Genomic DNA, 12842 nt, shown 5'->3' with positions numbered 1-12842 from the left:
ACTCCTTGAATTTACTGGTCGCTGATCCCGATCAGGCTTCGCGCGTATTGCTGCAGCGGCGGGCCAATCAGGTCTTCTGGCCTGTTGTCGTGGAACGTCAGTAAACCGCCACGACTCTTGATGGTTGCAGTATCAATCAAATACTGGGTGCTGGTCTCGATCAACATGATCTGAATTACGCCGCTGTCGATACCGAGGCGATCCACGTATTCCTGATCGATCCAGTCATCCATGTTGCCGATGCGGTCGTCAGCGTTGGCAAAACGGGTGTAAAGCAGGTAATGGGCACCGACGGCGCGGGCATCAGCCATGGCCCGATCGAGACCCTCGGGTGTGCGGGCGCGGCGTACCATCGGGAAGTATTCGATAAAGCCTTTGAAGGCCTCTTCGGCCACCGCATTAGGGCGCGGATAAGTACTGTCCGGTGGCGCGAAGGGACCTTGGGCGATGTAGATGAACGAGTCCGGTTGAATACGCAGGTTGTTTACTCGACGGCTGTCGCTGTGATCCAGCAGCCCAACGTCGCTCATCTGGTAATGAGTCTCTTCAGCCATGTCGCTGACTTTCATGCAGCCACCCAGCGCCAAAACGGCCAGCAGCAAAACCAGACTACGCATCCTACCCTCCAAGGCCGGTGACGGAAAACCGGCGAATGGCCATTGGATGCAGCTTCCGCGCCAGCTCAAGGATGTAGTTGCCTTATAGATAGCAATCGCGAGCAGGCTCACTCCCACAGTTTTTGTACAACTCATTGTGGGAGCGAGCCTGCTCGCGATGAGAGAGGATCAGCCGCCAATAATCTTCATGACCGTAGCGCCACCCGAAAACGCCACTTCCTGTTTATCACCCAAGGCCTTCACCAACAGCCGTTGCAATGCTGGAAGCGCTTGATGGCGCGGTTTGTCCAGCAAGTCGCCGACATAATGGCGATTACTCGACGACAGGCAGCCATGCAACCAACCCGTGGACGAAAGACGCAAGCGCGAGCAAGTACGGCAGAACGGCACGCTTTCATTGGCGATCACGCCGAAGTGTCCAAGCCCTGGAATTTCATAGCGCACCGCTGTTGCGTCGACTGGCGCATCAGCTTGCAGGTATTCATAACGCTCGCCGATCAGGCTCAGCAACTGCTGGAGGCTGACGAACTGTTGCAGGAAAGCATTGGAGTCGGTGGCCAGGTGGCCCATGCGCATCAGCTCGATGAAGCGCAATTCGTAACCGCGCTCCAGGCAGTAATCGAGCAGCGGCATCACCTGATCAAGGTTCTGTCCGCGCAATGGCACCATGTTGACCTTGATCTTCATACCCGCCGCGCTGGCTTGATCCATACCGTCGAGTACGGTCGCCAGATCGCCGCCGCGCGCAATGCTGCGAAAAGCGCTGGCGTCCAGGGTGTCGAGGGAAACGTTGATACGACGAATGCTGGCATCCACCAGCAACGGCAGCTTTTTCGCCAGCAATTGACCATTGGTGGTCAGGCTGATGTCTTGCAGGCCCATGTTGCCAACGGCGGTCATGAAGGCTTCGAGTTTAGGACTGACCAGCGGCTCGCCACCGGTGATGCGCAAACGCTCGATACCTGCTGCTTCGATCAAATACGCCACGCCACGCGCCATGGCCTCGGCCGACAATTCATCCTGCGCAGCCACCAGCCGCTTACCGTTAGGCACGCAGTAGGTACAAGCGTAGTTGCAGGCTGAAGTCAGACTGATCCGCAAATTGCGAAAACGCCTGCCTTGACGGTCAACGATCATGGAGCACTCCGGCGATGGGAAATTGGAACGCGCAAAACTTGACTCACAATTCAAGTTTTAGCAAGTCCCATGCCTGAGTATATTCCTGCGGTACTGCGCCATATAGCTAAATCATGGCGCAATCAGGCAGCTGAATGATTCAGTTGCTCGGGGTGTCACTATCGCGCTTGCGCTTGTTGCCCATGCGCACGCCGATGTCCATCAGGAACTGGAAGAAACCTTCCTGATCTTCCAGCACATTGCTCCAGAACGGCGAGTGATACAGCGCCACGGCGCCATGCACCAACGCCCAGGACGCGCAGTAATGAAAGTAAGGCGGCACGTCTTCGAGCTTGCCTTCGCTGATCCGGCCTTTGATCAGCAGGGTCAGGCGTTCGAAGTTGGAGGCGCGGATCTTGTGCAGTTCCTCGACCATCTCCGGCACTTGATTGCCCTTGACCACCTTCTCTTCCAGTCGGTCGAACAAACGATAGCGTTGCGGATCGCGCATGCGGAATTCGAAGTAAGCCCGGGACAGCGCTTCCTTGTCCTTGTCGACATCGGCCGAATGCAACAGCTCGTTCAAATCACGCTCGTAATCGAGCATCAGGCGCAGATAAATCTCCGCCTTGGATTTGAAGTGCTTGTAGATCGTGCCCTTACCGATACCGACGGCATCAGCAATCATCTCGACGGTGACACTGTCTTCACCCTGGTCGAGGAACAGCTTGAGCGCGGTATCGAGAATTTCTTGCTCGCGGCGACGAAACTCACGGACCTTACGAGGTTCTTTATGCATAAGAAAAGGTCTGTTTGGGTCAAAATTCGAAGCCGCGTATTATGCCTAACTTACGCAAAAATGCACGGATCATCCGACCATATCTGCGTTTCGTGATGATTTCCAGCAGGGTCGCCCATTGATGAGAACTCTTCCGAAGCGGACGTATTCCAAAATTGTTTAAAAATCGCGACCGGTAAACTGGACTAGGCGCAATAGTGATCAATACTTGAACTGTCGGCGAGACATCTCCCCCAAGTGTTGCGCCGATATTGGTACCAACGGACCGTGTGCCATTGTTTTACTCCTAATGGTCTTAACCCGGATTCACCCCCCAGAACCCGGGTTTTTTTTGCCTGCGATTTAACCTTTCACATGCGCCAGCGGGAACAGCCGCTTGAAGTTCTCAGTGGTCTGCTCGGCAAATCGCTCGTAGGGCTCACCTCGCAACATTGACAGAAATTCCGCTACTTCACGCACGTACTGCGGCAGATTCGGCTTGCCGCGATAAGGGATCGGTGCGAGGTACGGCGAATCGGTTTCCACCAACAACCGGTCGGCCGGCACCTTGCTGGCCACATCGCGTAGCGCGTCGGCATTGCGAAAAGTGACAATACCGGACAAGGAAATGTAATAGCCCATGTCCAGCGCAGCCTTGGCCATGTCCCAGTCTTCGGTAAAGCAATGCAGTACGCCCGCCTGAGGCAGCGCCGCTTCGCGCAACAAGCTCAAGGTATCGGCACGCGCGCCACGGGTGTGGATGATGACCGGCTTGCCGGTCTGCCGGGCCGCTTGCAGGTGCAGGCGAAACGACTCTTGCTGCAACTCGGCCGCTTCCGGTTCGTAGTGATAATCCAGACCGGTTTCACCAATCGCGACCACACGGGGGTGATTGAGCTCACGCAACAGCCAATCCAGCGCAGGCGCAGCGCCCGGTTGCACGTCCAGCGGATGAACGCCGACCGAGCAATCGACATCGTCGTAACGTTCGGCCAGAGCCTTGACGTCGGCGGCATTGTCGACACTGACGCCGATACACAGAAAGTGCCCTACCCCGCGCTGGCGGGCCGCATCGAGTGCAGCATCCAGAGAGCCGTCGTGGGCGGCGAGGTCGAGGCGATCAAGGTGACAATGGGAATCTACGAGCATAAAGGGGCTGCAACTGACATCGTATGAATGGGACGGTCGGACTTGAGGGCTCCGGCCAGATGGGGGCAAATGCATAGAGTCTAGGCGCAGACAGTCACTTGCGGGTAGGCAAGGACGCCCATTGCACCAGCAGCGCTTCCAGCAACAGCGCCGGATTGAGGTTGGCTTTGCTCATGACCTTTTGACGCTGGGCAAGGATCCAGTCCTGGATATTCAAGACCTTATCCTGAGCGGTTTTCTGTGCCAGGTACTGAATAACCTTTCGCATGTCAGTCAATCCCAGACCTTCTTCATCCTGGGTCAGCTGATAGCGCAGGATAAGACTTGACCAGTCACAGAACCAGTCGAACAGCAGCAACTGCGGAATGGTTTTCCATTCTTCAGCCAATTGCGTCGGCGATTGCTCTTGCTTGAGCAACTTCTTCACGCCATCGACCACCAGCGCTCTCTGTTCGCGCACACCCTGTGTCTGCAACTTGACCGCGGCCAGCGGAGAACCGGCGGCCAGCGTCAGCAGCTCCATACGCTCTTCTTCCGAGCTGTCCGGCAAGGCTTTGGCCAGCCAGGCAAGACTCATTGCCTCGCTTGGCAACGGGCAGGCTTGCTGGACGCAACGGCTTTTGATGGTCGGCAACAGTCGACTGGTCTGGTGGCTGACCAACAGCAAAACGGTATCGCCCGATGGCTCTTCAAGACTTTTGAGCAAGGCGTTGGCAGCGTTGATGTTCATCGACTCGACCGGCTCGATCAACACGACTTTGCGCCCGCCCATCTGCGAGGTCTGCACCACGAAGCTGACCAGTTCGCGCACCTGATCGACCTTGATCGCCTTGTCGGCTTCTTCCGGTTCCAGGATGTAATTGTCGGGATGGCTGCCAGCCTTCAGCAGCAGGCAGGATTTGCATTCACCGCAAGCGTCCTGCGCAGTCGGACGCTGGCACAGCAGACTGGCCATCAACCGCTCAGCTAGCGCGCGCTTGCCGATCCCGGCCGGGCCATGCAGCAGATAGGCGTGAGCGTGTTGCTTACGACCGGCTAACTGCTGCCAGAGACTGTCCTGCCACGGATAGGCTTCAGCCACGTGTCAACTCCAGCAGACGGGGCAGCAGAACGTCCAAAGACTGCTGAACCCGCGCCAACGGTTGGGCCGCATCAACCAACACATACCGTGCTGGGTCCGCTTCAGCGCGCTTGAGAAATGCACGGCGTACCGCATCAAAAAAGGTTCGGCCTTCGAGTTCAAAACGGTCCAGTCGACCGCGAGCGCTGGCACGGGCCAGGCCCACTTCCACCGGCAGGTCGAAGATCAGCGTCAGGTCCGGGCGCAGATCGCCCTGGACGAAAGTTTCCAGGGTCGCGATGCGCTCCAACGACAAACCGCGACCGCCGCCCTGATAGGCGTAGGTCGAGTCCGTAAAACGATCACACAAGACCACCGCATCACGGGCCAACGCCGGGCGAATCACCTCGGCCAGGTGTTGGGCCCGTGCGGCGAACACCAGCAACAGCTCGGTGTCGGGGTTCATGACTTCATCAGCCGGTGCCAGCAGCACGTCGCGAATCCGCTCGGCCAATGGCGTACCACCCGGCTCGCGGGTCAGTACCACCTCGATTCCGGCAGCACGCAGGCGCTCGGCCAAGTACTCGCGATTGGTGCTTTTGCCGGCACCTTCCGGGCCTTCCAGGGTAATAAACAAGCCAGTCACGGGCAGTCCTTAGTCAGAATTATTGCGGGGTTTGCGGAGCGACCGCATCCGGCGCGGGCTCAGGTGCAGGGGCCGGTTCAGGGGCCGGTTCAGGCGTAGCTGCAGGAGCCGTTTCTTGCGGCACCACGGATGGCAAAGCCTCGGGATCGGGATCGGGATCGGGCGAAGCCGCCGGGATCGGCGACTCGGTGTCCAACGCTTCGCCATTCACCGTTTCTGATGCAGGGATCGGCGCCGGACTGGAACGATAATCGGCACGACGCTTGAGCTGGAACTCGCGCACCGCGTTGTTATGGGCATCCAGATCATCGGAAAACACGTGGCTGCCATCACCGCGCGCAACAAAATACAAGCTGTTGCCGGCGACCGGGTTCAATGCAGCATGGATGGCTTCGCGGCCGACCATGGCAATCGGCGTCGGCGGCAGGCCCGAGATCACATACGTGTTGTACGGGGTCGCTTCCCTGAGGTGGGCGCGGGTCAATTTACCGCTGTAGCGATCACCCAGACCGTAGATCACCGTGGGATCGGTCTGCAGCAACATACCGATCGCCATGCGTCGAACGAAGACGCCAGCAATCTGCCCGCGCTCCTGCGGCACGCCGGTTTCCTTTTCCACCAGCGAGGCCATGATCAGCGCCTGATAAGGTTCGGTGTATGGCACGTCAGCAGCGCGCTGATCCCACTCTTTGGCGAGGACCTCGTCGAGGCGATCGTAGGCTTTTTTCAGCAAGTCGACGTCGGTCATGCCACGCACAAACCGATAGGTGTCGGGGAAGAAACGACCTTCGGGAAAGATCCCCCGGTGACCGAGCTTCTCCATCACCTGACTGTCACTCAAACCGTCGAGGGTCTGCTCCAGTTTTTCGTCTTTGGCCAGGGCTGAACGAACCTGACGGAAATTCCAGCCTTCGACCAGGGTCAGACTGTATTGAACCATTTCGCCGCGCTTCCACAGGTCGATCAGCCCCTCCACCTTCATGCCCGGAACCATGCGGTACTCGCCGCTGTGCAACGGCTGTTTGGGGAGGTTGAAGCGCCAGTAAACGCGCAGCCAGAACGCGTCCTTGATGACGCCATCGGCTTCAAGTCGATAGAAGGTGCGGGTTGGTGTCGTGCCTTTGGGCACGTCCAGCAGTCTTTCCTGTGTGATGTTCAGCGGCTGTTCCAGCGCCGAATGGATTTTCCAGGCAGAAGCGCCCAGACACAGCCCCGCCAGAACCAATCCGGTTTCCAGCAGCAGCAAGAATTTACGTCTCACGTATCAAACATCCAGTAGCGCGCGGGCAATGGTTTGGAGTTTACGGGTGAGCGGCCCAACCGGCCAGCTCAACGCAGCATAGGCGCGCACCGGCCAAACGCCATACACGCTGTTGCAAACAAAGACTTCGTCGGCCCATTGCAGCTGATCGAGGCTGATGTCGGTGATTTGCGTGGAAATCCCCAGTGACTCGGCTTGAAACATTAATTCGGCACGCATCACGCCGGCAACGCCACAGCGCTTTAAATCGGCGGTGATCAGCACGCCCTCGCGCACCAGGAACACATTACTGAACACTCCTTCGATGACGCGACCAACCTGATCGAGCATCAAGCCTTCGGCATGTTCGGTGTCTTGCCATTCGGCACGGGCAATTACTTGCTCAAGACGGTTCAGGTGTTTGAGTCCGGCGAGCAAGGGTTGCCTGGAAAGTCGCGTAACGCAGGGGAACAAGCGAACGCCCTGCTCTGCATGAACAGCCGGATAAGCAGCAGGAGGACTGCCTTGTAGTATGCGTCGGGCTTGCGCGGAAGGATCAGGGGCATAACCGCGCAAGCTGTCGCCACGCGTGAGAATGAGCTTTAGCACACCCTCTCCGAGCGCCGCGGCGTAGGCCAGCAATTCGTTGCGAACCAGCGCGTGATCTACAGCGATCGCCAGGCGCGAACAGCCTTGCACCAGACGCGACAAGTGCCGGTCCAGCAACAGCGGCTGCCCACCACGCACGACAATGGTCTCGAACAAACCATCGCCGTAAGCCAGGCCGCGATCTTTCAGCGACAGAGTGTCGGCCGGCTGACCGTCGACCCAGCTGTCCATCAGTCAGCGAACCGGCGGAACACCAGCGAGCCGTTGGTCCCACCAAAACCGAAGGAGTTGGACAGCACCACATCGATGTCCAGGTTACGCGCAGTGTGCGGTACGAAGTCGAGGTCGCAGCCTTCGTCCGGCTCATCGAGGTTGATGGTCGGCGGCGCGACTTGGCTGTTGATCGCCAGCACGCTGAAGATTGCTTCGACTGCGCCCGCGGCCCCCAACAGGTGACCGGTCATGGACTTGGTCGAACTGACGGCCAGCTTGTAAGCGTGATCGCCGAACACCGACTTGATCGCACAGGCTTCGGCAAGGTCGCCGGCCGAGGTTGAGGTGCCGTGGGCGTTGATGTATTGAACCTGATCAACGTTGACCTTGGCATCACGCAGGGCGTTGGTGATGCAACGTGCTGCACCCGCACCGTCTGCCGGTGGCGAAGTCATGTGGTAAGCGTCGCCACTGGTGCCGAAGCCGATCAGCTCGGCATAGATGGTCGCGCCGCGCGCCTTGGCGTGTTCCAGCTCTTCGAGCACCAGAGCACCGGCACCATCGGACAGGACGAAACCGTCACGACCCTTGTCCCACGGACGGCTGGCACGGGTTGGCTCATCGTTGCGGGTCGACAGCGCGCGGGCAGCACCGAAGCCGCCCATGCCCAGTCCGCACGCGGCCATTTCGGCGCCGCCGGCAATCATTACGTCGGCTTCGTCGTACATGATGTTGCGGGCCGCCATGCCGATGCAGTGTGTACCGGTGGTGCACGCAGTGGCGATGGCGTAGTTAGGTCCCTGTGCACCCAGGTGGATGGACAGGAAACCGGAAATCATATTGATGATCGAGCCTGGCACGAAAAACGGAGAGATCCGCCGTGGGCCGGAATCATGCAGGGTGCGACTGGTTTCTTCGATATTGGTCAGACCGCCAATACCCGAGCCCATGGCCACGCCGATGCGCTCGCGGTTGGCGTCAGTGACTTCCAGACCGGCGTTGCGTACAGCCTGAAAACCTGCGGCCAGACCGTATTGAATAAACAGGTCGAGCTTGCGAGCTTCCTTGACCGACAGGTACTCCTCGACATTGAAGCCCTTTACCGAGCCGCCAAAACGGGTGGAATAGGCAGAAAGGTCGGTGTGTTCGATCAGACCAATGCCACTGCGGCCAGCCAGAATGCCCTGCCAACTGCTCGGCACATCCGTGCCCAGTGGCGACAACATACCCATACCGGTGACTACGACGCGTCTACGCGACACAGCACTCTCCTTTTTTCAAATGACGACTTTGCATCAGGCCTAAAGAAAAAACCGCACGCCGTGATGGCAGTGCGGTTTTTCCATGACAGCAAGCAACGATTACAAGCTATTAAGCCTGGTGGTTAGTAACGTAATCGATTGCGGCTTGTACAGTAGTGATCTTCTCAGCTTCTTCGTCAGGGATTTCGGTCTCGAATTCCTCTTCCAGAGCCATCACCAGCTCAACGGTGTCAAGGGAGTCGGCACCCAGGTCTTCAACGAAGGAAGCGGTGTTGACCACTTCTTCTTCTTTAACGCCCAGTTGCTCAGCAACGATTTTCTTGACGCGCTCTTCGATGGTGCTCATACCTTGTTTTCACTCCTAATGGACAAATTCAGGCAGCTGGCCAGTGGGTAAGTGTATAGAAAGACTTTTCAGCTTTTCAACTGAAAGCTTCACTCCTCAAACCCGACAGCCCTCTGCCTATAAATAGATTGCAGCTTTATAACGGATTTTAGACAGCTCGTATGACATTTTTTTGAAGCGATCCGTCACATTTAACTCATGTACATCCCGCCGTTCACCGGGATTGTAGCCCCAGTAACGTAAGCCGCACCGTCGGAGGCAAGAAAAGCGACCACAGACGCGATCTCTTGAGCTTGCCCCAGACGGCCCAGCGGAATCTGCGTCTGCAAGGCTTCACGCTGTGCCTCGGGCAGTTCACGGGTCATATCGGTGTCGATGAACCCTGGGGCCACCGAGTTTACCGTAATCGAACGCGAACCGACTTCACGCGCCAGTGCGCGACTGAAACCTTCCAGACCGGCCTTGGCGGCTGCGTAGTTTACTTGGCCTGCGTTGCCCATGGCACCCACAACCGAGCCAATACTGATAATTCGTCCCCAACGGGCTTTGGTCATACCGCGCAAAACGCCCTTGGACAGGCGGAACAGACTGTTCAGGTTGGTATCGACGACGTCATGCCACTCGTCGTCTTTCATGCGCATCATCAGGTTATCGCGGGTGATACCGGCATTGTTGACCAGGATCGCCGGGGCACCGAACTGTGCAGTGATGCTCGCCAGTACTGCCGCAACGGATTCGTCGCTGGTGACATTGAGCTCAAGACCGGTGCCTTGAATACCGTTTTCTTTCAGGGTTGCGGCGATGCGCTCAGCACCGGAAGCGGAGGTCGCGGTGCCTATCACGGTGGCGCCCTGACGACCCAGTTCCAGGGCGATGGCCTGGCCGATCCCACGGCTCGCGCCGGTGACCAGTGCAACTTTACCTTGCAGACTCATGCAAGTTTCTCCTGATTCAGGCCAGCGCTGCACGGGCGGCAGCGAAAGCGTCTGGGGTATTGAGGTTGGATGTCGACACGCCTTCGGCGCAGCGTTTGTTCAGACCGGCCAGCACTTTGCCAGGACCGCATTCGACCAGTTGGGTCGCGCCCTTGGCAGCCAGTGCCTGGACCGATTCAACCCAGCGCACGGGCTTGTAGAGTTGTTCAAGCAGATCACGCTTGAGGGTTTCCAGATCGGCCGGCACATTGGCGCTGACGTTCTGTACCACAGGGATCTGCGGCGCCTGCCAGTCGATGGCGGCGATCGACTCGGCGAAACGCTCGGCCGCCGGACGCATCAGTTCACAGTGCGACGGCACGCTGACCGGCAACGGCATGGCGCGTTTGGCACCACGGGCCTTGCAGCCTTCGATGGCGCGCTCGACCGCCGCCTTGGCACCGGCGATGACCACCTGGCCCGGGGAGTTGAAGTTCACCGCGCTGACCACTTCGCCTTGCGCCGCTTCGGCACAGGCTGCCAGGACATCAGCGTCTTCCAGACCGAGGATCGCGGCCATGCCGCCCTGCCCGGCCGGAACGGCTTCTTGCATCAACTGGCCGCGACGCTCAACCAGCTTCACGGCGTCGCCCAGACTCAGGCTGCCCGCAGCGACCAGGGCGCTGTATTCGCCCAGGCTGTGACCGGCAACATAAGCCGGGCGAGCGCCACCTTCGGCCAGCCACAGACGCCACAAGGCGATCGAGGCGGTCAGAATGGCCGGCTGGGTTTTATCGGTTTGATTGAGTTGCTCTTCCGGCCCTTGCTGGGTCAGCGCCCACAGGTCGTAACCCAGAGCATCGGAAGCTTCTTTGAAAGTTTCGAGGACAACCGGATGTTGCGCGCCCAACTCGGCCAGCATGCCGAGGGACTGCGAACCCTGTCCTGGAAAGACGAATGCGAGGGAAGCAGACATGTAACAAGCCCCTAATGATCTTGTCGTCGGAGAATTGATGTCCCAAGTGGGGGACGCAAGAAACTGACAGTTGGATGGCCAATTGGCCCAAGCGGTCACATTTAAGCATTGTCCGACGAAAACGCCTAAAGCAACAAATCCTCCAGACGACCGTGAATCCGCTCCGGCAGATTTTCCTGAATTTCGATCAACGCACGGGAAATGGCGCTTTGAAACCCCTGAACGCCGGCCGAACCATGGCTTTTCACCACAATCCCTTGCAAGCCGAGGAAGCTGGCACCGTTATGCCGCGCAGGTGCGAGCTCAGCCTGAAGACGCTTCATCAATGGCAACGCCAGGGCCCCCACCATTTTCGAAGCGAGGTTTTTCTTGAACAAGGCTTCGATACGCCCGGCAATCATGGTCGCCAGCCCCTCGCTGGACTTGAGCAGGATATTGCCGACAAAGCCGTCACACACCACCACATCCGCCTCGCCACGGTACAAACCGTCACCTTCGACAAAACCGATGTAGTTGATGCCCCGAGCGGCCTGCAACAAGGTGGCCGCCAGCTTGACCTGCTGATTACCCTTGATGTCCTCGGTGCCGATGTTCAGCAGCGCGACACGCGGACGAGCAATACCGAGCGCTTCCGCCGCCACCGAGCCCATGACAGCGAACTGCAACAAGTGCTCGGCGCTGCAATCAACATTGGCGCCCAGATCGAGTAACTGGCAGTAGCCCTTTTGCGTCGGAATCGCCGCCACCATTGCCGGGCGATCAATGCCCGGCAAGGTCTTGAGCACAAACCGCGACAACGCCATCAGCGCACCGGTATTGCCGGCACTGACACAGGCCTGGACCTTGCCATCACGCAGCAATTCAAGCGCAACACGCATCGACGAGTCGGGCTTGCCGCGCAGGGCCTGCGCAGGCTTTTCGTCCATGGTGATGACTTCAGATGCAGGCGCAATCGAAAGGCGCGAGCGATCCACAGCCAATTGGCCAGAGAGCAATTCTTCAAGAAGGGAGGGTTGACCGACAAGGGTCAGGTGCAGCGAGGGTGTAGCAGACAGGCAAGCGAGGCTGGCCTGAACAATGCTGCGGGGACCGAAGTCCCCGCCCATTGCGTCAATCGCGATGACTTGAGCGGACAAGTGATTACTCGTCAGCGCCCTTGTCGATCACTTTACGGCCACGGTATACGCCTTCTGGCGATACGTGGTGACGCAGGTGAACTTCACCGGTGGTTTTTTCTACAGACAGGGTGCTAGCCTCGAGAGCGTCGTGCGAACGGCGCATGTCACGGGCGGAGCGGGATTTTTTGTTCTGCTGAACAGCCATAATTGATTAACTCCTAAACGTTTGGGTCACGCTTTAACTGCGCCAATACACTGAACGGGTTGGACCGCGTTACCTCGTCCTCGCTCGGTTCGGGCTCATCGAGACCCGCCGGCTGCTGGCATTCTTCCGGATGATGAGCAGGCACAATGGGCAAGGCGAGCAGAAGCTCCTCCTCGATCAGTGACTGCAGATCCAAAGGATCTTCGCCCAGTTCCAGCACGTCATAACCTTTCGGCAACGACTGGGTATTCGCACCCTCCTTCACCACAGCATAACTGCATTCGCTATGGATCGGCAGGGTGACCAGCTCAAGACAACGCTGGCAAACCATTTTGACCTCGGTGTCGATAAAGCTGTGGATGACCACAGATTTACGTTCATCTCGTTCAAAAACGAATTTAGCCTGCACCGTACCGACAGTGTCGGAAAGCGGGTCGCAGAGTCTCTCCAAATCGGCCAGCAGCATTTCACCTTGAAGGGTGGTGCCACGATCAGCCAATTTGCGCGGGTCAACGTGAGGTGGAATCGGGTCATTCAACATAGGCGCAGCATTATAGGGATGCCCCCAGCCATGTCAAAGGAAATTCAGCCCT

At 58.2% G+C, this 12842-nt stretch carries 15 protein-coding genes; all 15 read right to left on the bottom strand.

The features are described 5' to 3' along the window. Positions 1 to 11: 11 nt before the first annotated feature. The 15 genes from AC3ISI_RS07245 to AC3ISI_RS07175 all read right to left on the bottom strand — a co-directional run bounded on the left by AC3ISI_RS07245 (position 12) and on the right by AC3ISI_RS07175 (position 12790). A complete protein-coding gene (locus AC3ISI_RS07245; RefSeq protein WP_489336157.1) occupies positions 12 to 617 on the bottom strand; it encodes a DUF4823 domain-containing protein in 606 nt (201 codons plus the stop codon). A gap of 168 nt (positions 618 to 785) precedes the next feature. Beyond that, entirely contained in the window at positions 786 to 1754 is a 969-nt protein-coding gene (locus AC3ISI_RS07240; RefSeq protein ID WP_489336156.1) for a GTP 3',8-cyclase MoaA, read from the bottom strand. Positions 1755 to 1893: 139 nt separating this feature from the next. Further along, entirely contained in the window at positions 1894 to 2532 is a 639-nt protein-coding gene (locus AC3ISI_RS07235) for a TetR/AcrR family transcriptional regulator (RefSeq protein WP_489336155.1), read from the bottom strand. Positions 2533 to 2874: 342 nt separating this feature from the next. Continuing rightward, the gene (locus AC3ISI_RS07230; protein ID WP_489336154.1) at positions 2875 to 3660 is read right to left on the bottom strand and encodes a TatD family hydrolase; all 786 of its coding nucleotides are present in this window, start codon (positions 3658 to 3660) and stop codon (positions 2875 to 2877) included. Between the two features lie 94 nt (positions 3661 to 3754). Next, the gene (locus AC3ISI_RS07225; RefSeq protein ID WP_489336153.1) at positions 3755 to 4741 is read right to left on the bottom strand and encodes a DNA polymerase III subunit delta'; all 987 of its coding nucleotides are present in this window, start codon (positions 4739 to 4741) and stop codon (positions 3755 to 3757) included. Further along, entirely contained in the window at positions 4734 to 5366 is a 633-nt protein-coding gene (gene tmk / locus AC3ISI_RS07220; RefSeq protein WP_489336152.1) for a dTMP kinase, read from the bottom strand. Before tmk ends, AC3ISI_RS07225 begins: the two co-directional genes overlap by 8 nt. A gap of 19 nt (positions 5367 to 5385) precedes the next feature. Next, entirely contained in the window at positions 5386 to 6627 is a 1242-nt protein-coding gene (gene mltG / locus AC3ISI_RS07215) for an endolytic transglycosylase MltG (protein ID WP_489336151.1), read from the bottom strand. 3 nt (positions 6628 to 6630) lie between these two features. Next, positions 6631 to 7446: an aminodeoxychorismate lyase gene (gene pabC / locus AC3ISI_RS07210; protein ID WP_489336150.1), complete on the bottom strand. Its 816-nt coding sequence runs from the start codon at positions 7444 to 7446 to the stop codon at positions 6631 to 6633. Next, positions 7446 to 8690, bottom strand: a complete 1245-nt coding sequence (fabF, locus tag AC3ISI_RS07205) for a beta-ketoacyl-ACP synthase II (RefSeq protein WP_489336149.1) — start codon at positions 8688 to 8690, stop codon at positions 7446 to 7448. The genes pabC and fabF overlap by 1 nt, the downstream gene beginning before the upstream one ends. A 109-nt stretch (positions 8691 to 8799) precedes the next feature. Then, positions 8800 to 9036 carry an acyl carrier protein gene (gene acpP / locus AC3ISI_RS07200; protein WP_003442511.1) on the bottom strand — a complete coding sequence of 79 codons (237 nt, stop codon included), beginning with the start codon at positions 9034 to 9036 and terminating at the stop codon, positions 8800 to 8802. A 191-nt stretch (positions 9037 to 9227) separates the two neighbouring features. Then, positions 9228 to 9971 carry a 3-oxoacyl-ACP reductase FabG gene (gene fabG, locus AC3ISI_RS07195; protein ID WP_223518981.1) on the bottom strand — a complete coding sequence of 248 codons (744 nt, stop codon included), beginning with the start codon at positions 9969 to 9971 and terminating at the stop codon, positions 9228 to 9230. A 16-nt stretch (positions 9972 to 9987) separates the two neighbouring features. Next, positions 9988 to 10926, bottom strand: coding sequence for an ACP S-malonyltransferase (gene fabD / locus AC3ISI_RS07190; protein ID WP_489336148.1), 939 nt, complete (start codon positions 10924 to 10926; stop codon positions 9988 to 9990). Between the two features lie 125 nt (positions 10927 to 11051). Continuing rightward, the gene (plsX, locus tag AC3ISI_RS07185; RefSeq protein WP_489336147.1) at positions 11052 to 12062 is read right to left on the bottom strand and encodes a phosphate acyltransferase PlsX; all 1011 of its coding nucleotides are present in this window, start codon (positions 12060 to 12062) and stop codon (positions 11052 to 11054) included. 4 nt (positions 12063 to 12066) lie between these two features. Further along, the gene (gene rpmF / locus AC3ISI_RS07180; RefSeq protein ID WP_003179396.1) at positions 12067 to 12249 is read right to left on the bottom strand and encodes a 50S ribosomal protein L32; all 183 of its coding nucleotides are present in this window, start codon (positions 12247 to 12249) and stop codon (positions 12067 to 12069) included. A 13-nt stretch (positions 12250 to 12262) separates the two neighbouring features. Then, complete coding sequence (locus AC3ISI_RS07175) at positions 12263 to 12790, bottom strand: YceD family protein (RefSeq protein ID WP_008152342.1); 528 nt, start codon at positions 12788 to 12790, stop codon at positions 12263 to 12265. Positions 12791 to 12842 lie beyond the last annotated feature (52 nt).

The sequence above is a fragment of the Pseudomonas sp. GL_139_B genome, from assembly GCF_057834475.1.
The sequence above is the reverse complement of the archived record's forward strand: the minus strand, read 5'-3'. Positions and strand labels throughout refer to the sequence as shown.